Here is a 25,790-nt window from a genome sequence, read left to right as displayed (position 1 = left end):
GGGCCATTATTTCATCTCCTTGCGGGCGTTGTAGACGTTCCAGACGAGGATCGGGGACACCAGCAGCATGATGATGATGGCCGATGCCGATCCCACGCCCCACTCACTGGCGCGGAACATCTTGTCGTACATGTAATTGGCCAGCACTTGCGTCTCCCACTGTCCGTTGGACATGGCGAACACGATGTCAAAGACCTTGAGAACGACGAGGGTGATGGTGGTCCAGACCACAACGATGGTGCCCATGATCTGCGGCACCTTGATCTTGAAAAACACCTGGAGCGGGTTCGCCCCGTCCACGATGGCGGCCTCGATTGTTTCCTCTGGAATACCGCGCAGGGCGGCGGACAGGATCACCATGGCAAAGCCGGTTTGAATCCAGATCAGAACGACCATGAGGAAAAAGCTGTTCCAGAAGGGAATGGTCAGCCAGGTCTGCGGCTCACCATAAGGCAGGGTGCCGGTAAAGACGCCGACAATGGAATTCAGTGACAGGTAAACGAGGTAGAGCGAGGCCACAGCCACCAGCAGGCGCAAGGGGACAAAGCCAGCGCCGCCCCCGTTCTCACGGCTTTCCGCGATGGGACGGACGAAAATCCAGCCCACGTAACCGACAATCCCAGCAAAGCACGCAAGGATGATCGCAGGCAGGATCTGCAGGAAGATGACCGATCCAAAGCCACCCTCGAACTGCATCCAGACGGCGTTCAGAATACCGATCTGGTTCTGATCCGCAGGGCGGGCATCATAGACCAGTTTGAAGATTACGGCGGCCCCGACAAAGGAAATCGCCATGGGCATGAAGATCAGGGATTTGGCCACCGCACCCCATTTGATCCGGTCGGTCAGCTGGGCGGCCAAAAGGCCAAAGGCGGTCGCGGCGGCGGGCACCACGATCAGCCACAGCATGTTGTTGCGCATGGCTTCCCAGAACTTGGGCTCGGAAAACATCTGCTGATAGTTGGCAAAGCCCACAAAAGCGCCGTCCAGATCACGATCGGTAAATGACAGGCGGAGCGTCTCGACCACCGGATAGGCCAGGTACAGACCCAGCGCGAAAATGGCGGGAAACAGGAACAGCCAGGGACGGACAACATTGGCGCGGTTGATGTTGCGCCCGGCATTCGGACCCTTGGCGGGGTACAGAACCTTGTCCAGAAACTGGTTGGAAAGATAGAAATATCCGATGCAACCACCGACGCCGATGATGATCGTGATTAGCCCTTGAAATGCGGGGTTCATGGGTCGCCTCCCTAGCCACCATTGACCGTCTTGCGGTCGTCAATCCGAAACCGTGTGTGGGTCATCTTGTTGCGGCTGTGTGCCAGCCGTATCGCGACCTTGCGGTCTTGTTGGACCAGCCCGCAACAGGGCGGACTGGTCAGCTTCGCGAGTGGTTGAGTTACTTCAACGCGTCCCAGCTGGCCTGGATATCGGCAGCCACAGCCGCGGCATCCTTGCCACCGGTATAGTCGACCATACCGGTCCAGAACGTGCCGGCACCGACGCCACCGGGCATAAGGTCGGACCCGTCAAAGCGGAAGGTTGTGGCCCCCAGCAGAACGTCACCCAGCGCGCGCAGCGTGTCGTCCTTGTAGGCTTCGGTGTTCACGCCCTTATGGGGTGTCAGGAAACCGGTCTGGGCCATCATGACTTCGTGGCTGATGGGCAGTTGGAAGTATTCCATCAAAGCACCGGCCGCATCAGAGGGGTTGGTGATCGCCATCAGCGTACCGCCACCCAGAACCGGGTTGCCCAGGTCTTTGGACGCATAGGAGGGGAAGTAGAAGAAGCCGGTGTCGACACCAAACTCTACATCCTCAGGGAAGAAGGCCGGCACAAACGACGCCTGACGGTGCATGTAGCACTGTGGGGGCGAAGAGAAGAGACCCTTGGGGCTGTCGCGGAAGTCTGTCGATGCAACGGCACCTGCACCACCCGACACCTTGGCGTCGTCACGGGCAAAGTGGCCGAATTCCTCGATGGCGGCCACAACGCGTGGGTCGTCAAAGGGGATCTCGTTGGTGGTCCACTGGTCATAGACCGATGGCTCAACCGTGCGCAGCATCATGTCTTCGACCCAGTCGGTCGCAGGCCAACCTGTGGCGGCACCGGAACCCAGACCGATACACCAGGGCGTTTCGCCATCGGCGACGATCTGGTCTGTCAGCGCTTTCAGCTCTTCCATGGTCTCGGGGATGTCATAGCCTGCATCCTCGAAGTTTTCGGGGTTGTACCAGACCAGCGACTTGACGTTCACGTTGTAGAAGAAACCGTACATCTGGTCGTTGCCATCGGCATCGGCGTACGTGCCCAGATCAACCCAGGACTGACCAGCGGCATAGTTGTCCTTGACCCAATCGGCCATGCCCGCGGGCTGCGGGTACAACTGACCTTTGGCGGCCATTACAGCGGCGAGGCCAGGCTGTGGGAACACAGCGATGTTGGGGGCGGAACCGGCTTCGGCGTCGATCAGGATTTGCTGTTCGAACGAATCGGAGCCTGTGTAAATGACGTCAGCGCCTGTGGCGGCTTCGAAATAGGCCATGGCGTTGTTGAAATAGCCATCCTCGGGCGTCAGCCAGGGGCCATAGACCGTGACGGTCTGGCCGCTCAGGTCAGGCGCGTTTTCGGCCCATGCATTGTAGCTGTCCCAGCTGAACGGCCCTTCGCCGGGGGCAAAGGCCAGATGGCCATCTGCCGATGCGGTCGCTGCCGTAAGAGCCAGTGCTGCTGCGCTGGCCAGAAGTGTCGTTTTCATATTGGTCTTCCTCCCATAGGTGTCCAAGTCGGAACGGTATTGTGAACCGGCCTTCGCGCCTTGGTTTTAATCAAAGCGCTTTGGAATGCGCAGAACGTTGCCTAAAATTTGGCCGCTGTCAAACAAAGTCATGCGCAATTCGCTATTAGTTTTGTATCAGGCTTGCAATCCATCGAAAGTTTTGACCTTCCACATCGCTTTCGTTAGCGTCGCGCGGACTGTGCAAGCGCTTTGGAAAGACCCTCGTGAACCTCAAAGAACTCTCAAAACTACTTAATTTGAGCCAAACAACGGTGTCTCGGGCCCTCAACGGGTACCCCGAGGTTTCCGAGGCTACACGCCAGCGTGTGGTCAAGGCCGCCGAGGCACATTCCTACAGTCCGAATGCCCGTGCACAGGGACTGGCCATGGGGCGGTCGCGCTGTATCGGTCATGTGATCTCGGTCCGCGATTCGGGTGAGATGGTGAACCCGATCTTTGGCGACTTCATGGCGGGAGCGGGCGAGACCTATGCCGCCCATGGCTATGAGATGATGCTGACCCGCGTGGACGAACAGGACGAAGACGAGGCCTATCGCAGTCTCAAGGCACGGGGCGCGGTCGACGGGGTGATCATCCACGCCCCACGGCAACGGGACGCGCGGCTGCCGCTGCTGGATCAGCTTGGGCTGCCCTTCGTGGTGCACGGGCGCGCCAGCGGCAGCACCGTCGATTACTCCTGGCTGGACGTGAACAACCGCCGCGCCTTTGAAATGGCCACGCAGCACCTGATTGATCTGGGGCACAAACGTCTGGCGTTGATCAACGGGGACGAGGCGCTGGACTTTGCCATGCGTCGCCGTATGGGGTTCGAGGCGGCCATCGCCAATAACGGCCTCACCCTCGACCCCGCCTGCATGTCGAGCAACGACATGACCGAAGGACACGGTTACGCCAGCGCCAGCGCCATGCTTGAACGTAACCCGGCGCCCACCGCTTTTGTGGTGTCGTCGATCATTTCCGCGCTGGGCGTGCGCCGCGCCGCCGAAGAACGCGGTCTGCGCGTGGGCGCTGACACCAGCATTGTGACCTTTGACGATTGTCTCAGCTATCTGCGGATCGGGGTCGACACACCTGTGTTCACTGCCGTGCAATCGTCAGTCCGCGAGGCAGGCGCGGCACTGGCCCAGATGTTGATCGACCGCATTCAGAACCCCGATATGCCGCTGGCCCAGAGGCTCTGGGAAACCGAATTTGTCGTTGGCTCCTCCAGCGGCCCGCTCAAGGATGGCACCTGATGCTGAAATACACCCGCTCTGATTTTCCGCCCGGTTTCCTCTTTGGGGCAGCGACCTCCGCCTACCAGATCGAAGGGCACCAGTTCGGCGGCGCAGGCCGCGCCATGTGGGACGATTTCGCCGCCACGCCGGGCAACGTGGTGCGGGCCGAAGATGGTGCACGAGCCTGTGACCATTACCACCGGTTTGGCGACGATCTTGACCTGCTCAAGGAGGCAGGCTTTGACGCTTACCGGTTTTCCACCAGTTGGGCGCGAGTGATGCCAGACGGGCGGACGGTGAACGCGCAGGGCCTCGATTTCTATGACCGGCTTACCGACGCGATGCTGGAACGCGGGCTGAAACCCTGCGCCACGCTCTATCATTGGGAACTGCCCAGCGCGCTGGCCGATCAAGGGGGCTGGCGCAATCGCGACATCGCGGCTTGGTTTGGTGATTTCACCGAGACGGTGATGGGTCGGATCGGGGATCGCATGTATTCCGTCGCGCCCATCAACGAGCCTTGGTGCGTCGCCTTTCTGTCGCATTTTCTGGGCCATCACGCCCCGGGCCTGCGCGACATCCGCGCGGCCGCCCGCGCGATGCACCACGTGCTCTTGGCACACGGGACGTCGATCCAACGGATGCGGGGGCTGGGGATGGAAAACCTTGGCTGCGTCTTCAACATGGAATGGGCCACCCCCGCCGATGACAGCCCGGAGGCCGCCGAGGCCGCGGCGCTCTATGACGACTATTACAACCGCTTCTACCTCTCGGGCGTGTTCCATGGCCGCTATCCCGACCGGCTGGTCCGAGACCTTGGGGATCACTTCCCCGACGGTTGGCAGGATGATTTCCCCACGATTCAAGCCCCGCTGGATTGGGTGGGTTTGAATTACTATACCCGCAAGCTGATCGGCCCCGACAATGGCCCCTGGCCGCACCATCACGAGGTCGAAGGGCCGCTGCCCAAAACCCAGATGGGCTGGGAAATCTATCCCCAGGGCCTGCACGATTTCCTGATGCGGACGGGCGCAGAGTATACCGGCGATCTGCCGATCTTTGTGACGGAAAACGGGATGGCGAACCCGGACGTGATCGTGGGGGGCGCGGTCAATGACACGGCCCGCATCGACTATTTCAACCAGCATCTCGGCGCAGTCCGCGACGCCATCGCCAAGGGGGCGAATATCCAAGGCTACATGGCCTGGTCGCTCTTGGACAATTACGAATGGGCGCTGGGTTACGAAAAACGGTTCGGCATGGTATACGTGGATTTCGACACGCTGGAGCGGACACCAAAGGCGTCCTGGCACGCGTTCAAGGACGCGCTGGCGCGGTAGCGGTGATGCAGCTTTGCGGACCTAGCTGCTATTCGCAGGGCGGCAAATGAACCCGTCCTTGATTTCCTCAAAAACGTAATCGTCTTCCAACTCCTTAGCGGTCGACGCACTGAGTTCGATACCGATAAAAGTAATGCTGTCCAAATCAGGGTAGTGATCGTGGATGCTCCAAACTTTTTCAACCACTCCTGATTGCAAGGTATTGAAATCGTTTATCGAAAATAGAGCGCTGTTTGGATCAAGGCCACATGCTTTTTCGAACCGGCTTCTATTTTCGGGCGTATCAACAAGCCAAATGGCTCCATTGATTTCACCGCGAAAGTCTTTCTCAAAAATTGCTGATACGTCCATACGGAGAAGAGATCGCTTATGCCATCGCTGGTCAAGGAAGCTTTGGACTCAAACCCGTCGTTCCTCCGTCACATCCACCGCCGTGGATCAACCGCCTGACCTGTCCGTGCGCTTTCCTGCGCGGCCAGTCCCATCGCCACGGCCGCCCAGCCATCGGCCAGCGACACCTCCGGTGCCGCCGCCGCGCCGCGCACCAGGTCCACGAACTTCTGATGCTGATAGAACGTCGATCCGTTGTGATCGCCGGCGTCCAGCAATGTCGGATCTACCGGGATTTCGTGCACCACCGGCCCTTGCGGCGCGCGGGGGCTTTCCACCAGTTTGGCCACCGGGGCGGCCCCCAGATGCGCAGGCCAGAACCGTCCCGGACCGGGGACAAAGGCTTCGACCTTGCCCACGGGGCCCACGGCTGACAGCTCTTCCTGATAGGCGCTGCCCTCGGCAAACATGCACAGTTCCAGCATCGCCCGCGCCCCGCTGTCGAAATCCACAATGACATAGCCGCTGTCGATGATGTCGGGCGTCTCACCGCCGTAAGCTTCGTCCAAATGGTTCACGGCTTGGGCGGCAGAGGCCATGACGCGCACCGGCTCGGCCCCCAGTGTCAGGCGCATCAGATCAAAGAAGTGGCAGCATTTTTCGACAAACGTCCCGCCCGTGTAGCGATTGAACCGGTTCCAATCGCCCACCTTTTCAAGAAAGGGAAAGCGGTGCTCGCGGATCGACAATTGCTTGATCCCGCCGGTGGCGGCCTCCGCACGGTTCAGGAATTCAGAGATCACCGGCATATAGCGGTATTCCATCGCGACCCAGACGGGGGCCGGGTATGCATCCCGAAACGTTGCCAGCCGCACCGCATCCGCCGGATCGGTGAACAGCGGCTTTTCCACCAGCAGGGGCAGGGGCCGCGCCTCCAGGATCGCCGTCATCTGCTCGACATGGCGAAAGTTCGGGCTGACGATCAGCAGGCAGTCCAGCTCTGGCTCGGCCAGCAGGGCCTCCAGGCTCTCCACCGATTTGGCGGCCGGGGCGATGGCCAGGGCGCGCGCGGCCATCTCCGCATCCGGCTCAAAGAACGCGGCCACGCTGGCATCGGGCAAGAGCGCAATATTGCGCATATGTTCCTGCCCCATCATCCCGCACCCGATGATGCCATAGCGTATGTGTTGAGCCATTTGCGGCGTTCCTTATTTCAGTCGTTGCACATAGACCGCGCGGGTGGGGTCAAACCACGTGCGCGAAAATTCGATCGGGGCAGGCGGGTCAGACCAGCTGAGCCGCTCAATATACCCTGCCGTATGGCCGAGGGGCAGGGGAAAGGCGTCCGGCGCCCACGCGGGCACTGGCCCCAGGCTCACCCGGTCTTCGGCTCGTTGAATCCAGATGCCCAGATCCTTGCGATAGGTGGCGTATAGCGATTCGGACATCGTCGCCTCAGACACCAGACCCGCATCCGCATCCAGCCAGATCTCTTCCACGCCCATGATTGTGTCATTGAGCGACCGTAAACGGCGGATCCGGGTGCCTGTGTTCGACGTGCCAAAGGCAGGTAGATCATCCGGCTTGTCCAGCAGATCAACGCTGAGCACCTGGGCGCGGGGCAGGCCCCCGCCTGCCAGGAGTTCCAGCCGAAACATCGCATAAACGGTGCCGGTGTCGCCCCCCGCCCGGATGTAGTTGCCAGAGCCTTGAACCCGCTCCACCAACCCCTTCTCGGTCATATCCCGCAGGGCTTTGCGTAGGGTGCCCACCGATACGCCAAGCTCCGTCGCCATGTCCCGCTCGGGCGGCAAACGCTCCCCGTCGATCAACCGGCCCGCAACAATGTCACGGGTCAACAGCTCGGCGATCTGCACATAGATCGGCAGCGATTGAGGGGATTGGCGCGGGCTGTTCATGAGGCGGCAAGGACACGGGGCAAAGAAAATTGATACACCATTGATCTACATCAATGACAGTGTTACGCAAGGGGCAAGTTCAAGCATCTGAAAGTTCTGCCATGACCGTCGTCCCCATCACCTCTCCCGATCTCGACGCGGCCGAGGTGTCGTGGTTTTCGGCGCTGTGTTCGGACGACTATCAGTTTCTTGGCGTGCCCGATGGCGATCTGCGCTCCTCCTGGGCGCATTGCTCGAACATCGTACGCGAGGCTGAGACGCAGGGGTTCCGCAACATCCTGTGCCCGTCTTCTTACCAGGTGGGCCAGGACACCCTGTCTTTTGTGGCCGGTTGCGCGCCGATCACCTCGCAGATCAACCTGCTGGCTGCCGTCCGCTGCGGCGAGATGCAGCCGATCATGCTGGCGCGCACCATTGCGACGCTCGACCACATGCTTGAGGGGCGGCTGACGGTCAACATCATCTCCTCCGACTTCCCCGGCGAAAAGGCGGACAGCAATTTCCGCTATCAACGCTCCCGCGAGGTGGTCGAGATCCTGAAACAGGCCTGGACGCAGGACGAGATCAACTACAAGGGCGAGGTCTACAATTTCGAAGGGGTCACGACAGACCCCGCGCGGCCCTACCAGACTGGTGGCCCGCTGCTCTATTTCGGAGGTTATTCGCCCTCCGCTCTCGAATTGTGTGGCCAGCATTGCGACGTCTATCTGATGTGGCCCGAGCCGACGGAAAACCTCAAGGGCCGGATGCAGGATGTGCACAAGGTCGCAGAAAAATACGACCGCACGCTGGATTACGGGCTACGGGTCCACATGATTGTGCGCGATACCGAAGCCGAAGCGCGTGAATATGCCGATTATATCGTGTCGAAACTCGATGACGAATACGGGCAGTTGATCCGTGACCGGGCGCTTGATTCAACCTCGCTGGGCGTGGCCCATCAGGCCAAGGCGCGCGAGTTGGCGGACAAGTTCGGCTATGTCGAACCGAACCTCTGGACGGGCGTGGGCCGGGCGCGGTCAGGCTGTGGTGCGGCGCTTGTCGGCTCCACCGATCAGGTCATGTCCAAGATCGAAGAGTATCAGAAAATGGGCATCCGTGCCTTCATCTTCTCCGGCTACCCGCACATTGACGAGGCGAAACACTTTGGTGCCCGCGTCATGCCGCACTTGAAAACCTGTTCCTTGCCCCATGTGTATGGCCGGGTGCCCGCATCGGCTCCCGCAACCCCACTTGCTGCAGGAGTGCGCCGCTAATGGACCGCGTCCAACTATCTAAATCCCTCGAAATGTCCCGCATCGTCTATGGCATGTGGCGGCTGGGCGATGATGCCGACACGTCGGTATCCCATGTTCAGGCGAAAATTCACGCCTGCATCGACCAGGGGATCACAAGTTTTGACCAGGCCGACATCTATGGCGGCTATATCGCCGAGGCGATCCTCGGTGAGGCGCTCAAGGCCGATACCGGCCTGCGGTCAAAGATGGAGATCGTGACCAAATGCGACATCGTGGCCCCCGTGGGCCGCTACGCAGACGCACCGGTCAAATATTATGACACCAGCCGCGCCCATATCGAACAATCGGTGGAAAACTCGCTGCGGGATATGGCGATTGATCATATCGACCTGCTGCTGATCCACCGGCCCGACCCGTTCATGGACCACCATGAAACCGGCGGCGCACTGGATGATCTGGTGGCCTCGGGCAAGGTGGGGGCCGTGGGTGTGTCGAATTTCCGGCCCTATGACTTTGAACTGCTGCAATCGGCGATGAAAACGCCGATGGTCACGAACCAGATCGAAATGTCGTTGGGAGTGATCGAACCTTTCACCAATGGCGATCTGGCCTTTCACCAGCGGCACGGGCACCACCTGATGGCGTGGTCGCCGCTGGGCGGTGGCGGGCTGATGTCGGGCAATGACCGGCTGCACGTGGTAATGGACGAAATCGCGGCCAGCGCGGGCGTCGATCGCGCCGCCGTGGCCGTGGCGTTTTTGCTGGCGCATCCCGCTGGCATCCTGCCCGTGATGGGCACCAACAACCTGGACCGGATCAAGCGGATCAGCGACGCAACACGCGTCACACTCGACCGGCCCACATGGTTCCGCCTCTATGAGGCATCCCTTGGACACGAGGTGGCATGATGACGATGCAGGACCCCAACCAACCCACAGTTTTTACCCCCGACGCTGACAGCGGGCGCCAACTGCGCGACGCCTTCGGTAAATTCGCCACCGGGATCACGGTGATCACGGCGCCCAGCGCCGATGGCCCGATCAGCATCGTGGCCAACAGCTTTTCGTCCGTGTCGCTGGACCCGGCGCTTGTGTTGTGGTCGGTGGACCGCTCCGCGCGACGCTTCCCCTATTTCGAGGCGGCGGATCACTACGCCATCCACGTGCTGGCGGCGGAACAACAAGACCTGTGCACCCAGGTGGCGCGCAACGCGCACGCGCTGAACGATACGGCCCACCAGTTGAACGCAGACGGCGTGCCGCTGATTGATCATTGCCTTGCACGGTTCGAATGTCGCAGGGTGGCGGCACATGATGCCGGTGATCACGTGATCATCGTGGGTCAGGTGCAACGAACCCAGATGCGCGCCGGCGCGCCGCTCACCTTCTTTGGCGGTGGCTTTGGAAGCATAAAACAAGACTAGGGCCCCGCCCGTCAGGCGTACCTTTGGGTACGCCTCAACAGGGGCCAAAACGACCCGCCCGCGGGGTGAAAGCGGAAAATGGGCCACGACAGGACAAACTGTCGGGCGACCGAACATAGGGAGGGCCCATTATGGGCTTATTACTGACGGTGCTTGCACCGATCAGCGCGGTGAACGCATTCGTGCTCAGGTTTGGGCGCGGCATCGGCATCATAGCCATCGCGTTTATGGTTGCGGCGATCCTGATTCAGGTGGTCGCACGCTATGTTTTCAACAACGCATTGCCCTGGCCGGATGAGGCTGCGCGCTTTTGCATGATGTGGATGACGGGGCTGATGGCCCCCACCGCCTTCCGGCGTGGCGGCTTTGTGGCGCTCGACATGATCTCTGGCTTTATGTCCAAGCGGGTGGCGGCGATGCTGGGGCTGGTCCTCTTGCTCATCTCGCTTTTGATCCTGATCGTCGCGGTCCAGATCGGATACAAGGAAGTCACCGGCTTTGGCGGGCGCTTTGCCACTGCCTCGCTTTACCTCCCCACATTTGACGGCTGGTTCCGGGTGCCGCGCAGCTGGATGATGCTGTCGCTGCTGGTTGGCGTGATCCTTCTGTTGGTGGTGAACATCGAGCTTATCCTGCGCAGCATCGTCACGATGCTGGGCGGCGGTGATAAATTGCCCGACCTTGATCTGGGCGACATGGCGGCGGGGAGTGAATAGATGCTGATATGGTTCCTACCCCTCTTCTTGCTGTTTCTCCTGATCGGCCTGCCCGTGTTCTTTGGCCTTCTGGCCGCACCTGGTCTTCTGCTCTGGATGAACGGGCAGGAAAGCGACATCACCCTTCTATATCGTAACGTTTACAATGGGATGGACAGCTTCCCACTGATGGCGATCCCCTTCTTCATGCTGGCCGGTGAGCTGATGAACAAAGGCGGGATCACCATACGCCTCGTCCAATTCTCCCAAGCGCTGATGGGCCACCTTCGGGGTGGTCTGGCGCAGGTGAACGTGCTGTCCTCGATCCTCTTTGCGGGCTTGTCGGGCTCTGCCGTGGCCGACACGTCAGCGCTTGGCTCCATGCTTGTCCCCGCGATGGAGAAGGAGGGCTATACCCGCCGCTACGCCGCTGCCATCACCGCGGCAAGCTCGGTCATCGGGCCGATCATCCCGCCCTCGGGCATCATGATCATCTACGCCTATGTCATGGGCGAAAGCGTTGCGGCGTTGTTCCTTGCAGGCATCGTGCCGGGGATCATGGTCGGCGTGGGCCTCATGGTGATGATCCGGCTCACAGCCGACAAATATGATCTGCCCGCCGCCAAAAAGGTCGTCTTTGACGGGGTTGAACTGGGCCCGCTGGAACGATGGGTCAGCTTTGCGCTGGTCCGGCTGAACATCGGCTTGCTGATCTGGGTCGTGGCGCCACTGCCCGAAACGTCGGGGCTGATGACATGGGTCACCTTCCTTGGCGCGGTCGCCGTGGCGCATGCGCTGATGCTGGCCCTGCGGACGCAGGTCAGCTCGGATTTCCGCACCATCTGCAAACGGGCCATCGTACCGCTGCAAACCCCGGTGCTGATCCTGGGCGGCATCCTGGGCGGGGTGTTCACCCCGACCGAAGCGGCGGCTGTCGCCGTAGCCTACGCCCTGTTCGTGGCCTTCTTCGTGCTGCGCACCATGTCGCTGCGCGACCTGCCCGACATCCTCAGCAGGGCGGGGCTGACTTCGGCCGTTGTGTTGCTGCTGGTGGGGGCGGCCATGGCCTTCAAAACGGTTGTGTCACTGTCCTACGCACCGCAAATCCTGGCCGATTACATCCTGACGCTGTCGGAAAATCCGCTGATCCTGTTGTTCCTGATCAACCTGCTATTGTTCATCGTCGGCATGTTCCTCGACGCAGGGCCGGCGATCATCATCCTCGGGCCGATCCTTGCCCCGATCTTTACCGATCTGGGCGTCGACAGCATCCATTTCGCCATCATCATGAGTGTGAACCTGACCGTGGGGCTGGCAACGCCGCCCATGGGTCTGGTCCTGTTCGTGGCGGCGGCGGTGAGCAAGGAAAAGGTCGAAACCATCGCCAAGGCCATCCTGCCTTTTCTTGCGGTCGAAATCGCAGTGATTTTCCTGATCACCTACATTCCGGCCATTTCCATGACCATTCCCCGCCTGACGGGGTTTGCCAACTAAGATAAGATTGAGTTTCAAACGGGAGGATCTATCCACATGCTCAAAACGACCCTGAAAACCCTTACGGCGGCGGCGCTTGTCGCCGGTTCCGCCGTCATGGCACAGGCGCAGGAATACACAATCCGCGCCACCGCCAACTCCAACACCAATGATGAAGACTATGACGGTCTGGTGGTGTTCAAGAACTATGTCGAGGCGGCTTCCAACGGTGCCATCGCCGTGGAGCTTTTCATCGGGACACAGCTCTGCTCCAACGGTGCGGAATGCCTGCAAGGCGTGGCCGATGGCAGCATCGACGTCTATATCTCCACCTCGGGTGGCGCTTCTGGCATCTTCCCTTATGTGCAGGTTCTCGATCTGCCTTACCTGATGGCCGATGACCGCATTGCCGAACACGTGCTGTCGGGCGACTTCACCCGCACCATGCGCGATATGGCGCTGGAAGACAGCGGCGACAGCATCCGCCTGATGACCATCGGCAACACCGGCGGCTGGCGCAACTTTGCCAACACCAAGCGGCGCGTGGCAGAGCCCGGCGACATGGAAGGGCTGAAGATCCGGACCGTTGTGGCCGACCTGCCGCAGGAACTGGTCAAGGCGCTGGGCGCGTCCCCGACACCGATCCCATGGCCCGAGCTGTTCACCTCGTTCCAGACCGGTGTTGTCGAAGGCTCCAAGAACGGCATCACCGACATCATGGGCATGAAATTCCCCGATGCGGGCCTGCAATACGTCACGCTGGACGGCCACGCCTATATGGGCGCGCTGTGGTGGATGTCGAACAACAACTTCATGGCGATGCCCGAAGACATGCGTCGTGTCGTGGTTGACGGCTTCTATGCGCTGCAACAGGCGACATTCGCGTCGCCCAAGCGCAAATCCATCGCCGCTTACGAAGAGTTCGTGGCCGGTGGTGGTGACCTTTACGTGCCCACACCAGCACAAAAAGCCGCCTTCGCCGAAGCGTCCACACCGGTCTATGACTGGTTCAAAGACAACGTGGCCCGCGGCCCCGAAATCTTTGACGCGCTGGTCTCGGCCGTCGAAGCAGCCGAAGCGGACGTAAACGCCGCCCGCGCGGCTGACCTGAACTAAGCGAGAGGTGCGCCAGGAAGGCGCACCCTGCGCTAAACTAGGCCGCTCCTGCTATGGGGGCGGCTTTTTCGTGCGCAATGACACATGTTGGGGTTGAATGCTTTGCTTTGAAAGATAGGCTCGCGGTTCAAACAGGGTTTCCGAAAGTTTCAGAAAAATGATGTTAAAACGTAAATCGATATTTATGGTATTAGCCCTGATCTTGGCCGGCTGCGACACACCCGTCGATCCCAAGCAGATCAGCGCAACACCTGCCAGCGCGCGCGCATTTGCTCAGGCGCAGAAAGCCGTAACGATCTGCGGCAAGAACTTCCCAAAGCTTGAAAAAACAGCGGTAGCGCTTCGTGCCGCCGGGTTTAAAGAAACGACAGAAGGTCAGTTTGCAGGTATAAACAGGATGCCCCGGTTTGCAGTTATGCAGAACTCAGAGGGTGATGTCCTTGTTGTGTTGGGCAATCGCAGCGAACGGGTTTGTCTGGTTGGGGTCGAAGACCTGACCCCGCAACAGGCGTTTGACCTCGCCCAGCCATGGGTTCGGCAATACGTGGCAACTACGAATGCAGAAAACGGGCAGGGGCTGTCCAAAAGTGTTGTTCAGGCTTGGCGAAGTCAGGACTTGGACCGGACCGTTTTCATTTCTGCGACAAAGACGTTTCCATTCTTTGATGACCCCGGTGCTGCTGTACGGCTGATCTATTTTGACTGATCTGGCTGTCTAGGTCGATGATAGGAACGCACGACAGATCGTAAGAACTGGCTTGCATATGGCGTCGGGACTATTTTCTGATGGGCCTGTCAGCCCCCTTCCCAAGCCCTCAAACCCCTGCCAAACTCACCGGAACGGATACATCCACACCTTGTAGTCAGCGACCAGAACATGCGCCCGATTGATCTCTTCCTGCGTCATTTTCTTGACCACCTCTTCCAGCGAAATCGCTGCATCCGGGTCGCCGCCAATCGCGCTCAGCGTGTACCACATATAGGCGCGCACAAGGTCCGGGGCAGGCATGCCGCGCCCGACCTCATAATACCAGCCAACCCCGCTTTGCGCGCCCGGATGCCCTTTCATCGAGGATCGCAAATACCACTCGAAGGCACGCTCGTCGTCCCGCTCGACCCCAAGGCCCAAGGCGTACATGACGCCAATGAGTTCCTCGGCATCTGCATTGCCCGACCGGGCCGCGGGCCACAGCGCGTCATAGGCGGCCTTATAGTCGCCGGCCTCCATAAAATCGCGGCCAGCCTCAATTTCGGCGAACGCTGGAAAGGCCATAAAAACAAGGGTTATCGCTATCTTTTTCATGCGCTATTCCTCTGTGCTGCACCCGCCTGGGCGGATGATCTGCCGCGTCCTTTGACTGCGGATGATTTCATCCAAGCCGACCCGGCGCAAGCCAAACTGGGCCAGCTTTTGTTCTATGATCCGATCCTGTCGGGCAACAAGAACATCGCCTGTTCGACCTGCCACCACCCCGACCTCGGCACCGCCGACGGGCTAAGTCTCGGCATCGGTGAAGGAGGCGTGGGCCTTGGCCCCAAACGCACCGCTGGTACGGGCGAGGATCGCATCCGCAAACGCATCCCGCGCAATGCGCCCGCGCTGTGGAACCTCGGTGCTAAAGACCTCACCGTTATGTTCCACGATGGGCGGCTCAGCGTGGCAGATACTTACGAGAACGGCTTTAACTCCCCAGCAGAGGAGTGGTTGCCCGAGGGCCTCGCTAACCTATTGGCTGCACAGGCAATTTTTCCTCTCGTGGCGCAGTTTGAGATGGCCGGAAACCCCAAGGAAAACGAGGTCGCGGGCGCGGTTCACAAACGCATTGATTACGCTTGGCCGATCCTCACTGACCGGGTTCGCCACATCCCCGCCTATGCCGAAGGGTTCGCAGGCGCCTTCCCCCACATCACCAAAGCGACCGACATCACCATCGCCGATATCGCCAACGCGCTCAGCGCCTTCATGATCTTTGAATGGACCAGTTTCGACAGCCCGTTTGATGCCTATCTGGCCGGGGATACCGACGCTCTTTCTCGGCGGGAAAAGCAAGGAATGTCAGTGTTTTACGGGTCTGGTGGCTGTGCTACATGCCATGCCGGTCCGCTGATGTCGGATCAAGGTTTTCACGCGATCGGCCTGCCACCTTTCGGCCCGGGGCGCACCCGTCGCTTTGACCCCATGGTCCGCGACGTGGGCCATATGGGCGAAAGCGATGATCTGGCCGATGCCTATGCCTTCCGAACGCCCATGCTGCGCAATGTGGAACTGACGGCACCCTATGGTCACAACGGGGCTTACCCGACCCTGGCAGGGATCGTGAAACACCATCTGAACCCCCAGGGAAAATTGGATGCCTGGACACCTGATATGGCGGCGTTGCCCGAGGTACCGTGGCTTGAACAAATCGACTTTATGGTGTGGCAGGACCCGCGCGAACTGGCCCGTCAGCGTGCCGCCATCTCGATTAAACCGCGTGCCATGTCGAGCGGTAATCAAGAGGCGGTTGTCGCCTTCCTCAAGGCGCTGACAGGCACTGCGTCAGTTGACGGGCGCTTGGGAATTCCAGCCGCAGTGCCAAGCGGTTTGCCCGTTGATGTCAGTCAGGAGAAAATAGACTAAGACACTGTCATTCAACAGTTTTTAGGGAAGAGAAAACGTCATTTCCCTTTCCACACTGGGTCCCGTTTCTCGGCAAATGCACGCGCGCCTTCCAGCTGATCTTCTGACCGATAGAGCGTTTCGACGGCCCCCAGTTGGCTCTTGGTAATCCGGTTCATCGCGTCCTGAAACTTGGAGTCCTCGGCGTCCCGGACGATCTCTTTGATCGCCGCGTAAACCAGCGGCGGGCCAGAGGCGAGCAGGCGCGCAAGCTCCCAGGCGCGGTCCTTCAACTGGTCTTGTGGCACGATTTCATTGACCAGCCCCCAGCGATGCGCCTCCTCCACGTCAAACCATCGGCCGGTCAGCAAAAGCTCCATCGCGATGTGATAGGGAATCCGTTTGGGCAGCTTGACAGAGGCCGCATCCGCAACCGTCCCCGAGCGTATTTCGGGCAGGGCAAAACTGGCGTGATCTGCCGCCAGAATGATGTCGGCGGACAGGGCAAGCTCCAGCCCGCCACCGCAGGCAATGCCATTCACAGCGGCAATGACAGGTTTGTTCATGGCCCGCATTTCCTGCAATCCACCAAAGCCGCCGACGCCGTAATCACCATCCACGGCGTCGCCGTCCGCCGCCGCCTTGAGGTCCCAGCCTGGGCAAAAAAACTTGTCTCCTCCGCCGGTTACAATGGCCACGCGCAGATCGGGATCGTCGCGAAAGTCCTGAAACACGTCCCCCATGATCCGGCTGGTGGCCAGGTCGATGGCATTGGCCTTGGGCCGGTCCAGCGTGACTTGCAGGATGGCACCCTCGCGGTGGGTTTTGATCGGGCTCATCTCTCAGGCCTTTCTGATAAGGGCGTCGACGGCCACGGCGCGGTCGGGCGTGCACATCAACGGATTGATTTCAACTTCGCTGACGCTGTCCTGATGCGCAAGAACGTAAGCCTGTACTGCCAGAACTGCATCGGTGATCGCAGGTAAATGCGCGGCGGGTTTGCCCCGGTACCCGTCCAGTAAAGGAGCGCAGTTCAAGGTGCCCAAGGCGTTTTTGATGTCGTTCGCGGTGACGGGCAGCAAAAGCGAAATCGTATCGCGCAGTACCTCGGTCAGCACGCCGCCCGCCCCAAGCGTCAACACAAATCCATGGGCCGGATCGCGCGTTACGCCGACCAGCAATTCGGCGACGGCGTCAGGGACCATCTCTTCGACCAATATGTTGTCCGTGCCGATGTCCCGGGCAACCTCGACCAACCCGGATGTTAAAACGCCCAGGCGCACAGCACCGTGTTCCGATTTGTGCGCGAGACCCACGCCTTTCACGGCGAAGGGTGGGCACAGTGATTTTACACGAGAAATCAGCGTGTTGACCGGCCCGCAATAGGAGTGCGGCACTGGCACCCCATATTCTGCTAGCGCTTCTTTTGCCTCTGCTTCCGTCAAGCTGGTTGTGGCCGGTTGATCGCCGGGCAAAGATATCGGCATGGCGGAGGGCGGTCTGATATCGCCTGCGGCCCGGGTCGCGGCCAACGCTTCTCGCAGGCCCATGAACGGGACGACGCCGTTGTCTATCAACCTCTGCGCCACATCCGGGGGCATCAATTCGGGCAAGGAAGCGACCATGGCAAAAGGCGCGCCGGTATCGGCTCGCACCTTTAGCGCCGCGTCGGTTGCGCAAATCCAATCGGCGGGGTCGGTCGTCGGGTAGTCGACAATGGAGAATGTCATGTCGATCTCTGCGCCTGTCATACCGGCCCAGGCGCGGGCCATGGCATCACCGTCGCGCCAGATATAGGTATGATAATCCAATGGGTTACTTAGCGCCACCATGGGCCCAAGTGCGGTGCGTAACGTGGTTTTCTGCAATGTGGTCAAGGCGGGAAAACGCAATCCGCTGCCCAACGCCATATCCGCGATCAGGCTCGCTTCACCCCCCGAACAACTGATTGAGGCAACGTTTCGACCACCAAGCGGCCCGTTGCAATGCAGCAGTTTGAGGGTCTCCAACAGCTCGGGCAAACCGGCCACGCGGGCAATGCCCAGACGCTTCAACAGGGCCGCCGCGCCCGCATCACTGCCCGCCAAGGATGCAGTATGCGAGATCGTCGCGGCCTGTGCCTGATCTGACGCGCCAACTTTCAACGCCACAATCGGAACGCCCTGTGCATAGGCCTTGGCCGCCAGTGCCTCCCAGGCGCGAATGTTGCCAAATCCTTCGACATGCAGACCCAGTGCTGTGACACGCGGATCGTCCAACAGCGCGCTCGCGATCTCGGCCTGTGCGGTCTGGGCCATGTTGCCACAGGTCACCGTATAGGCGATGGGCAGCGCGCGTTGCTGCATGGTCAGGTTGATGGCAATGTTGGAGCTTTGGGTGAGAATGGCGACACCGCGGTCAACGCGGGTACATCCATGCTGGTCCGGCCACAAGAGCGCCCCATCCAGCGCATTGATGAACCCATAGCAATTTGGGCCGAGGATCGGCATATCACCCGCGGCGGCAATCAATTGTGCTTGTAGGGCCGTGCCCTCCTCGTCTTCCGCATGCGCTTCGGCAAAGCCCGAGGCAAAGCACACAGCGCCGCCTGCACCCATGGCCGCCAACTGGCCTGTAATCTGGACGGTGGCGCGCCGGTTCACGCCGATAAACGTCGCATCTGGCGCTGCGGGCAGGGCGTCTAGCGACGCAAAAGCTGGGCGGCCCGCGACGCTTTTTGCCTTGGGGTGAACCGGCCAGATCGACCCGGCAAAGCCCATCCGCTCGGATTGGCGTACCACTTCGGCACACCACGCGCCGCCGCCGATCACCGCGACAGAACGCGGGCGTATCAACCGGCTCAGGTCGCGCATCTTCACGCCCCCAGAGGACGCAGGAGATCCCGGGAAATGATGTGGCGCTGGATCTCTGACGTGCCGTCCCAGATCCGCTCGACCCGCGCATCGCGCCAGAACCGTTCAATGGGGAAGTCATCCATCAGGCCCATGCCGCCAAAGATCTGCAAGGTAGCATCGGTGACCCGCGCAAGCGCCTCGCTGGCATAAAGCTTGGCCGACGCGATCTCGCGGTTGGCGGGTAGTCCTTCGTCCAGCCGCCAAGCGGCCGCCAGGGTCAACCAGTCGGCGGCGTCAATCTCGGTGATCATGTCTGCAATCTGAAAGCTCACGCCCTGGAATTTGCCGATGGGTTGGCCAAACTGTCGACGTTCCGCCGCATAGTTTAGCGCGTAGTCAAAACAGCGCCGCGCGCGTCCAACGCTGAAAGCGGCGACCGTGATCCGCGTTGCATACAGCCATTCGTTCATCACCGCGAAACCGCCATCGACCTCGCCCAGCACCTGCGCGTCAGGCAAGCGGCAATCGTCGAAATCGAGGATGCAGTTCTTGTACCCTTTGTGGCTGACCGAGTTATAGCCGTCGCGCACGGTAAAGCCGGGGGTGCCGCGATCCACGAGGAAGGTGGTGATCCGTTTCTTGGGTCCTTTGGGCGTGGCGTCTTCGCCCGTGGCGATGAAAACGATAAAGAAATCCGCGTGATCGGCGCCCGATATGAAGTGTTTCGAGCCATTTATCACCCAATCACCCCCATCCCGCACAGCCTGGCATTTCATGCCACGCACGTCAGACCCCGCACCTGGTTCCGTCATCGCCAGCGCATCCATCCGCTCGCCACGCACGGCGGGCAAGAGATAGCGTTCGCGCTGATCGTCATTGCAGGCCATCAGGATATTTTGCGGACGGCCAAAGAAGTGGGTGAGCGCCATTGAACCGCGCCCCAGTTCCCGTTCCACCAACGTAAAATCCACATGGCTCAGGCCCGCACCGCCTACCTCTTCGGGAAAGTTGCAGGCGTAGAACCCAAGTTCCATGCATTTGCGCTTGATCTCTTGCGCCAGCTCATATGGCACTTCGCCAGTACGCTCGACTTCGGCCTCGTGGGGATAGATTTCCTTTTCCACAAAGCTTCGAACGGTCGAAACGATCATCTCTTGTTCGTCTGACAGACCAAAATGCATGACGCGGTGCTCCCTATTGTCAGCGCGATGAAACTCTGCCTTGCTTTGCCATGGCGTGCAGAGTTGGATGTTAATCGTGCAGGAATGGAGGAAAACATGCTGCCGCGCCGCTTTGATATCCTTCTGTTTGATGCGTTTTCGAACCATTGCCTGGCCAATACTGTCGAGCCCCTGCGCGCGGCCAATACGCTTGCGAATGGTGCGCTCTATGAGTGGCGGTTCTGTACCTTGGATGGCGGCGCAGTTCATAGCTCAAGCGGATTGCAGGTGGCCCCCCATATGGCCTTGGCGGAGGGGCGGGGCGATATGCTGATCCTGATGCCCTCATATGCGGTGCGCCAGATTGAACCACGCCCCCTGGCACGCAGGCTTCATCAAGTGGCACCCCGCTATGCCGCCTTGGCCGGCTTTGATACCGGCAGTTGGTTGCTGGCGCAGGCGGGGCTGTTGGACGGGTATTGCGCGACGATCCATTGGGACGTGTTGACTGCGTTCTCTGAACAGTTTCCACAGGTGGATACAGTGCGCGAACGCTTTGTTGTGGATCGGGATCGGGTGACCTGTTCCGGCGCGATGGCCGCCTTTGATCTGGTCTGTCACATGATTGACCAGGACCATGGCGCGCTCTTGGCAATGGATGTGGCACAGCTTTTCATGTCACGGGATGTTACGGATCATAGGCTTGGGTCTGGCATCGGCGTGGGGCGTCTGGTCAATCGTGCGTTGGCGATCATGCGGGAAAACGTTGAAACACCGTTAAGCATCCCGGCACTGGCCCGTTCGGTTGGATGCACGCAAAAGACTCTGGAGACGCGTATGCAGGCCACGCTCAAGGCAACCCCGCAGGCTGTCTATCGCCGGACCCGCCTGATCCATGCGCGACACTTGGTGCTGGATACCGACCTGTCGGTTGCCGAGATTGCGCAGCGCTGCGGTTACGACAACGCGAGCGCAATGGCCCGCGCCTTTCGTGCGCTCTTTGGCATGTCGCCGCGTGATCTGCGGACCAACTTCTAAAGGCCCAGATCAGCCAGGCGTTTTGCTTGTCGTTTGGCCAGCGTATCCACTTCGGCCATCGCCGCCTGTGACAGGGTCGCGCCGGGCTTGCGCAGCGTCGGATGGGCGATAACACCCTGTTTAGCCAGTGAATATTTGCGGATGGCAAGGCCAAGCCCCGGCTGTGCTTCGTACCGGATCATGGGCATGTAAGCGTCAAAGATGTCGCGCGCTTGCTCCAGATCGTCGGCATGATAGGCGGCCACCACTTGCGCCATCATCTCGGGGTAGCCAAAGCCCGTCATGGCGCCATCCGCGCCGCGCAACATTTCTTCCAGCAGGTACATCCCACCATTGCCGCACAGGATCGAAATCCGCCGTGCGCCCGCGTCTGATGCGGCACGCAAAGCGCTGATCTTTTCAAGGCCTGGCCAATCCTCGTGCTTGAGCATCACGCAGGTCGGGCAATCCTCAACCACCTTGAGGATCACGTCGGTCGAGATGACAACGCCGGTGGCCAGTGGAAAATCCTGCAAGACAAAAGGGGCGTTGCCCAAGGCATCTGCGGCGTTGTGGTAGTAGGTCAGGCTTTGCGCGTCGGTGCGTAGCGACCCGGGTGGGGCGACCATAACACCAGCAGCACCTGCATCCATCGCCGCGTCGCTGAGGGAGGTCATGGCGGCAAAGCCGGGGGCAGAAACGCCGACGACCACCGGAACAGAACAACGGCTGACAACCCGTTCGACGACCGTAACCGACTCCTCGGCAGAAAGCTTGCCCGCCTCGCCCATCATGCCCAGAATGGTCAGCCCTGTGGCCCCTCTTTCGATATAGGCGTCGACCATCCGGTCGATGCTGTCCAAGTCCAGATCGCCATTTGGCAGGAACGGCGTTACCGCGATGGTAAAGACGCCTTTAGCGGTTTCATCCAGCATGATCAGACCTTTCGACAGAGTGCGACAGCCCAAGAGCAATGTGGCCCATGGCCATACTGACCGCCGCTTGGCATGGTTCGACCACCGGCAGACCAGTGGCATCGCACAAAGGGTCGCGATATTGGGCCATGCCGGCACAGCCCATGATGAGCACGTCGGCCCCGTCCTCGTCCCGCAGCCGTTTGCCCGTTGCGATCATCGCTGCGAGGCTGCGGTCCGGGTCGGCCAGATCGGCAACGCCGAGGCCGAGGGCCCGGTCGCCCGCCAATCGGTCGAGCACGCCCATCGCGCCAAAAGACCTCAGATGCCGGGGGATTGAGGGGGGCAGGATCGCGATGACACCAAAACGCTGGCCCAGCGTCAGCGCAGTCATCACCGCCGCCTCTTGAATGCCCAGAACGGGCAGGGACGTCTGGTCGCGCAGCGCATGCAGCCCAGGATCGCCGAAGCAGGCGATGACATAGCCTGCCGCATCCGTTTGCGCCGCCGCGAGCCTCAGCATCGGTGCAATGGTCTGGTCGGCCTGTCGCTGGCTTTCGATGCCGGGTGGCCCCTCGGCCAGGGTCAGGCAGCGGATCGGTATGCCAAAGCGGCGCAATGGTTCAACGGCGGCGTCAATCCCGTCCGTGACCTTTTGTGACGCGTTTGGATTTATGATGATCAGCGTGCTCATGCGCCGGGCCGCGTCGCAGATTGGATTTCGATCTGATACCCTTCAGGATCGTCAAAGACAAAGGCGCGGATACCCAAGGCATCGTTGACGAAAAGCTCTGACAGATTGTCCACCGCCTTGGCTTGCGCGTAGGCGTACCAGTCATCCACCTGGGGCACCCGAATGCACAGTTGGACAGGTTTGACAGCCGCCCATTTGTTCATCCCCTTGGTTTCATCCACCAATCCCACATGTGCGCCCGGGCAAATCCGATAAATCTTGGACCAGCCCTGGTCGATCGCCAAAGGCAGACCAAGGATATCCTCGTAAAACCGCATTGCGCGGGGAAGGTCCCGATAATAGAAAAACGTGATGGCAAGGTCGTTTGCTGCGTCGGGCCATTTCATGCGGGCGTCTTTCGCGGTTGTTTCATTTCGGGCCGGTCGATCCACTTGCCCTGCCCGGCTGGGCCGAGAAACACGCCATCCGAGACAAGCGGCTGACCGCGCAGGATCACGTCTGTGGGCCAGCCCGTGACGGTGTGTCCCTCCCAAGGGTTATAGCCCACATTGTCGTGCAGGTCATTCGGCCCATACGTCAGCGTCTTTTCCGGGTCCCACAGAACCAGATCAGCGTCCTTGCCGACCTCGATGGCACCTTTTTTCAACAAACCATAGGCCTGCGCAGGCTGAGTTGCGGTGATCCGGGCAAAGGCTTCAGGTCCTTGACCACCACGCGACACCATTGCGTCGAACATCAAGGTCAACCGCGTCTCGAGCCCGGGCAAGCCGTTTGCGATTTTGTCAAAGGATGCATCAGGACCTGCGGACATCTTGCCCGTTTTGTCATAGCGGTATGGCGCGTGATCCGACGACACTAGACATAGCGTTTCGTCCTCAAGTGCCGCCCAAAGGGCTTGTTGGTCTGCTGCGGTCCGTTGGGGTGGGGAGCACATCCATTTCGCCCCTTCCGTGCCGGGGCGGTCCAAAACATCCTCTGTCATGAAAAGGTAATGCGGACAGGTTTCGGCCTGAACGGGTGCGCCGCGGGCCCGGGCCGCACGTATGACATCGCAGCCTTCCGCGGTGGAGACATGAAAGATCATCACCGGCTGGTCCAGATATTCGGCAAAGCGGCACATACGTGCGATGGCCTCGATCTCTGCCATGCGGGGGCGCGACCGGGCGTGATCACGCGGTGCTGTGTGGCCCGCTGCGATCAGGGCGCTGCGGGCCTGGGCGATGATGGCATCGTTTTCGGCATGGACACAGACCATCGCGCCATGTCGCTTGGCTTGGGCCATGATATCGAGGATTTCGGCGTCGCTCAGCTGGATGTTGTAGGTGGTGAAAACCTTGATCGAGCGGTGGCCGGATCCGATGAGCCGCCCCAGATCAGATTTGAAATCAGAAGCTTGTGTATCGGTGATCGTCATGTGAAAGGCGTAGTCGATCATGGCCCCGCGCCGCGCGCGCGCTGCATAATCTGCCACCGTATCTGCCAGCGTCTGGCCGGCGTTTTGCGCCGCAAAAGAAATTACGCTGGTCGTTCCGCCCATCGCAGCAGAGCGCGTGGCCGTTTCAAACGTGTCAGCGTTCCACTGGCCCATGCCGGACATCTGTTCGATATGGGCGTGGGTGTCGACGCCGCCCGGCATGATCCATTTGCCTTTGGCCTCAATGACTGAACTGGCGTCATGCACGGGTGTGCCGACCGATACGATCCGGCCCGCTGTGATCCCCACATCGCCCGAAACGATGCCCGATGGGGTAACGACCTCGCCGCCGCGTATAACAAGATCAATCTCTGTCGTCATATCCACCTTTCGCCACGCCAGCTTGCCGGAATTTCGAGGCCCTGCAACCCGCCTCAGACGATCTTTAGCAGCAGTTCGCGCGTGTTCTGAGCCGTCATTTCCACGGGATTGCCACCGGTGCTCGGGTCGATCAAAGCGCCCGCAACGATCCGGTCAATGTCGGGATTTTCAATCCCTAGGGCGGTAAGCGAGGCCGGAATACCAAGCGATACATTCAGATTATCGACAAAGCTGCAAAAACCGTCAAAGCCGCCGTCGATCCCCAGATAGCGTGCCGCGTCCCCAATGACCCCTTCAATTGCGGGTCGGTTAAACTGCAAAACGGCGGGCATGCAGACCGCGTTCGTTGTACCGTGGTGCGTGTGATAGATCGCGCCAATGGGATGTGACAGGGCATGGATCGCCCCCAGCCCCTTTTGAAAGGCGGTGGCTCCCATCGCGGCCGCCGACATCATGTGCGCGCGCGCCTTGAGGTCGCTGCCATCCGCATAGGCACGGGGCAGGTTCTCTTTGACCAACCGCATCCCTTCCAGCGCCATGCCGTGCGACATGGGGTGGTAGTGGGGTGAACAGAACGCCTCGACACAATGGGCAAAGGCATCAAGGCCCGTGCCGGCCGTGATCGATTTGGGCATACCTACAGTCAGTTCGGGGTCACAGATCACGACGCTGGGCAGGATCCTGGGGTGAAAGATGATCTTTTTATGCGCCGTTTCGGAATTGGTGATGACAGAGGCGCGGCCAACCTCTGATCCGGTGCCTGCGGTGGTGGGTACGGCAACGATGGGCGCAATGGCATCCGCGTCGGCGCGCGTCCACCAATCGCCAATATCCTCGAAATCCCAGAGCGGGCGGGTCTGACCAGCCATAAAAGCAACCACCTTGCCCAGGTCCAACCCCGACCCGCCGCCAAAAGCGATCACACCGTCATGCCCGCCGTCGCGATAGGCCGCGACGCCGGCGGCGGCGTTCTTTTCAGTCGGGTTTGGGTCCACCTCGGCAAAGATCGCGCGACCCATCCCCGCCGCTTCCAGCAGGTCGAGGGTGCGTGTCGTAATCTCCATCCCGGCAAGGCCCCGGTCGGTGACAAGCAAGGGTCGGGTGATGCCCGCAGCGGTGCAGGCCTCGGCAATCTCAGTGATCCGGCCCGCGCCAAAGCGGATTGCAGTGGGGTAGGACCAATTGGCGGTGAGGGTCATAAGGGTGGCCTTTATCTGCAAAAT

At 60.3% G+C, this 25,790-nt stretch carries 25 protein-coding genes; 11 read left to right on the top strand and 14 right to left on the bottom strand.

Annotation, left to right across the window (positions count from 1 at the left end):
- Positions 1 to 6: 6 nt before the first annotated feature.
- Together Q1A44_RS08380 and Q1A44_RS08375 are read right to left on the bottom strand one after the other, a co-directional pair.
- The gene (locus Q1A44_RS08380) at positions 7 to 1,242 is read right to left on the bottom strand and encodes a carbohydrate ABC transporter permease (protein ID WP_299622704.1); all 1,236 of its coding nucleotides are present in this window, start codon (positions 1,240 to 1,242) and stop codon (positions 7 to 9) included.
- 160 nt (positions 1,243 to 1,402) lie between these two features.
- On the bottom strand, positions 1,403 to 2,761 hold the full coding sequence (locus Q1A44_RS08375; protein ID WP_299622701.1) for an ABC transporter substrate-binding protein: 1,359 nt from the start codon (positions 2,759 to 2,761) through the stop codon (positions 1,403 to 1,405).
- 245 nt (positions 2,762 to 3,006) lie between these two features.
- Between Q1A44_RS08375 and Q1A44_RS08370 the strand changes: the two genes are divergently transcribed.
- Both Q1A44_RS08370 and Q1A44_RS08365 read left to right on the top strand, forming a co-directional pair.
- A complete protein-coding gene (locus Q1A44_RS08370; RefSeq protein WP_299622699.1) occupies positions 3,007 to 4,038 on the top strand; it encodes a substrate-binding domain-containing protein in 1,032 nt (343 codons plus the stop codon).
- Entirely contained in the window at positions 4,038 to 5,360 is a 1,323-nt protein-coding gene (locus tag Q1A44_RS08365) for a GH1 family beta-glucosidase (RefSeq protein ID WP_299622696.1), read from the top strand. The genes Q1A44_RS08370 and Q1A44_RS08365 overlap by 1 nt, the downstream gene beginning before the upstream one ends.
- Positions 5,361 to 5,381: 21 nt before the next feature.
- Here the strand turns inward: Q1A44_RS08365 and Q1A44_RS08360 are convergent, their stop codons facing one another.
- From Q1A44_RS08360 to Q1A44_RS08350, 3 genes are all read right to left on the bottom strand, one after another.
- Complete coding sequence (locus Q1A44_RS08360) at positions 5,382 to 5,711, bottom strand: hypothetical protein (RefSeq protein ID WP_299622693.1); 330 nt, start codon at positions 5,709 to 5,711, stop codon at positions 5,382 to 5,384.
- 68 nt (positions 5,712 to 5,779) lie between these two features.
- On the bottom strand, positions 5,780 to 6,886 hold the full coding sequence (locus Q1A44_RS08355) for a Gfo/Idh/MocA family oxidoreductase (protein ID WP_299622690.1): 1,107 nt from the start codon (positions 6,884 to 6,886) through the stop codon (positions 5,780 to 5,782).
- A 12-nt stretch (positions 6,887 to 6,898) separates the two neighbouring features.
- Positions 6,899 to 7,609, bottom strand: coding sequence for a GntR family transcriptional regulator (locus tag Q1A44_RS08350; RefSeq protein ID WP_299622686.1), 711 nt, complete (start codon positions 7,607 to 7,609; stop codon positions 6,899 to 6,901).
- A gap of 101 nt (positions 7,610 to 7,710) precedes the next feature.
- Between Q1A44_RS08350 and Q1A44_RS08345 the strand changes: the two genes are divergently transcribed.
- The 7 genes from Q1A44_RS08345 to Q1A44_RS08315 all read left to right on the top strand — a co-directional run bounded on the left by Q1A44_RS08345 (position 7,711) and on the right by Q1A44_RS08315 (position 14,260).
- Positions 7,711 to 8,865, top strand: a complete 1,155-nt coding sequence (locus Q1A44_RS08345) for an LLM class flavin-dependent oxidoreductase (RefSeq protein WP_299622683.1) — start codon at positions 7,711 to 7,713, stop codon at positions 8,863 to 8,865.
- Positions 8,865 to 9,755: an aldo/keto reductase family oxidoreductase gene (locus tag Q1A44_RS08340; RefSeq protein WP_299622680.1), complete on the top strand. Its 891-nt coding sequence runs from the start codon at positions 8,865 to 8,867 to the stop codon at positions 9,753 to 9,755. Before Q1A44_RS08345 ends, Q1A44_RS08340 begins: the two co-directional genes overlap by 1 nt.
- Positions 9,752 to 10,270, top strand: a complete 519-nt coding sequence (locus Q1A44_RS08335) for a flavin reductase family protein (protein ID WP_366942596.1) — start codon at positions 9,752 to 9,754, stop codon at positions 10,268 to 10,270. Before Q1A44_RS08340 ends, Q1A44_RS08335 begins: the two co-directional genes overlap by 4 nt.
- A 131-nt stretch (positions 10,271 to 10,401) precedes the next feature.
- Positions 10,402 to 10,986, top strand: a complete 585-nt coding sequence (locus Q1A44_RS08330; protein ID WP_299622677.1) for a TRAP transporter small permease subunit — start codon at positions 10,402 to 10,404, stop codon at positions 10,984 to 10,986.
- Complete coding sequence (locus Q1A44_RS08325; RefSeq protein WP_299622673.1) at positions 10,987 to 12,459, top strand: TRAP transporter large permease; 1,473 nt, start codon at positions 10,987 to 10,989, stop codon at positions 12,457 to 12,459.
- Between the two features lie 36 nt (positions 12,460 to 12,495).
- Positions 12,496 to 13,554 carry a TRAP transporter substrate-binding protein DctP gene (gene dctP / locus Q1A44_RS08320; RefSeq protein WP_299622670.1) on the top strand — a complete coding sequence of 353 codons (1,059 nt, stop codon included), beginning with the start codon at positions 12,496 to 12,498 and terminating at the stop codon, positions 13,552 to 13,554.
- Positions 13,555 to 13,714: 160 nt separating this feature from the next.
- On the top strand, positions 13,715 to 14,260 hold the full coding sequence (locus tag Q1A44_RS08315; protein ID WP_299622667.1) for a hypothetical protein: 546 nt from the start codon (positions 13,715 to 13,717) through the stop codon (positions 14,258 to 14,260).
- A gap of 126 nt (positions 14,261 to 14,386) precedes the next feature.
- On the opposite strand, the gene Q1A44_RS08310 is transcribed toward Q1A44_RS08315, so the two are convergent.
- Positions 14,387 to 14,857: a tetratricopeptide repeat protein gene (locus tag Q1A44_RS08310; RefSeq protein WP_299622664.1), complete on the bottom strand. Its 471-nt coding sequence runs from the start codon at positions 14,855 to 14,857 to the stop codon at positions 14,387 to 14,389.
- A gap of 51 nt (positions 14,858 to 14,908) precedes the next feature.
- Between Q1A44_RS08310 and Q1A44_RS08305 the strand changes: the two genes are divergently transcribed.
- Positions 14,909 to 16,174, top strand: a complete 1,266-nt coding sequence (locus Q1A44_RS08305) for a cytochrome c peroxidase (RefSeq protein ID WP_299622661.1) — start codon at positions 14,909 to 14,911, stop codon at positions 16,172 to 16,174.
- A gap of 38 nt (positions 16,175 to 16,212) precedes the next feature.
- Here Q1A44_RS08305 and Q1A44_RS08300 read toward each other — a convergent pair whose 3' ends face one another.
- The 3 genes from Q1A44_RS08300 to Q1A44_RS08290 are packed head-to-tail and all read right to left on the bottom strand — an operon-like array spanning position 16,213 to position 20,168.
- Entirely contained in the window at positions 16,213 to 16,992 is a 780-nt protein-coding gene (locus Q1A44_RS08300) for a carnitinyl-CoA dehydratase (RefSeq protein WP_299622658.1), read from the bottom strand.
- A 3-nt stretch (positions 16,993 to 16,995) separates the two neighbouring features.
- Complete coding sequence (locus tag Q1A44_RS08295) at positions 16,996 to 19,005, bottom strand: acetate--CoA ligase family protein (RefSeq protein ID WP_299622655.1); 2,010 nt, start codon at positions 19,003 to 19,005, stop codon at positions 16,996 to 16,998.
- 2 nt (positions 19,006 to 19,007) lie between these two features.
- Positions 19,008 to 20,168 carry an acyl-CoA dehydrogenase family protein gene (locus tag Q1A44_RS08290; protein ID WP_299622652.1) on the bottom strand — a complete coding sequence of 387 codons (1,161 nt, stop codon included), beginning with the start codon at positions 20,166 to 20,168 and terminating at the stop codon, positions 19,008 to 19,010.
- 96 nt (positions 20,169 to 20,264) lie between these two features.
- Between Q1A44_RS08290 and Q1A44_RS08285 the strand changes: the two genes are divergently transcribed.
- On the top strand, positions 20,265 to 21,185 hold the full coding sequence (locus Q1A44_RS08285; protein ID WP_299622649.1) for a GlxA family transcriptional regulator: 921 nt from the start codon (positions 20,265 to 20,267) through the stop codon (positions 21,183 to 21,185).
- Here the strand turns inward: Q1A44_RS08285 and Q1A44_RS08280 are convergent.
- The 5 genes from Q1A44_RS08280 to Q1A44_RS08260 are packed head-to-tail and all read right to left on the bottom strand — an operon-like array spanning position 21,182 to position 25,766.
- Complete coding sequence (locus Q1A44_RS08280; protein ID WP_299622646.1) at positions 21,182 to 22,099, bottom strand: dihydrodipicolinate synthase family protein; 918 nt, start codon at positions 22,097 to 22,099, stop codon at positions 21,182 to 21,184. The two genes, Q1A44_RS08285 and Q1A44_RS08280, sit on opposite strands and share 4 nt — an antisense overlap.
- Entirely contained in the window at positions 22,089 to 22,772 is a 684-nt protein-coding gene (locus tag Q1A44_RS08275; protein WP_299622643.1) for an aspartate/glutamate racemase family protein, read from the bottom strand. Before Q1A44_RS08275 ends, Q1A44_RS08280 begins: the two co-directional genes overlap by 11 nt.
- Entirely contained in the window at positions 22,769 to 23,158 is a 390-nt protein-coding gene (locus Q1A44_RS08270; RefSeq protein ID WP_299622640.1) for a VOC family protein, read from the bottom strand. The genes Q1A44_RS08275 and Q1A44_RS08270 overlap by 4 nt, the downstream gene beginning before the upstream one ends.
- Positions 23,155 to 24,567 (bottom strand): dihydropyrimidinase, encoded by a 1,413-nt coding sequence (gene hydA, locus Q1A44_RS08265; RefSeq protein ID WP_299622637.1) that lies wholly within the window; start codon positions 24,565 to 24,567, stop codon positions 23,155 to 23,157. Before hydA ends, Q1A44_RS08270 begins: the two co-directional genes overlap by 4 nt.
- A 53-nt stretch (positions 24,568 to 24,620) precedes the next feature.
- The gene (locus tag Q1A44_RS08260; RefSeq protein WP_299622634.1) at positions 24,621 to 25,766 is read right to left on the bottom strand and encodes an iron-containing alcohol dehydrogenase; all 1,146 of its coding nucleotides are present in this window, start codon (positions 25,764 to 25,766) and stop codon (positions 24,621 to 24,623) included.
- Positions 25,767 to 25,790 lie beyond the last annotated feature (24 nt).

Source organism: uncultured Tateyamaria sp. (assembly GCF_947503705.1).
Taxonomy (GTDB): Bacteria; Pseudomonadota; Alphaproteobacteria; order Rhodobacterales; family Rhodobacteraceae; genus Tateyamaria.
Note: the sequence above shows the minus strand (reverse complement) of the source record. Positions and strands in the feature narration are given on the sequence as shown.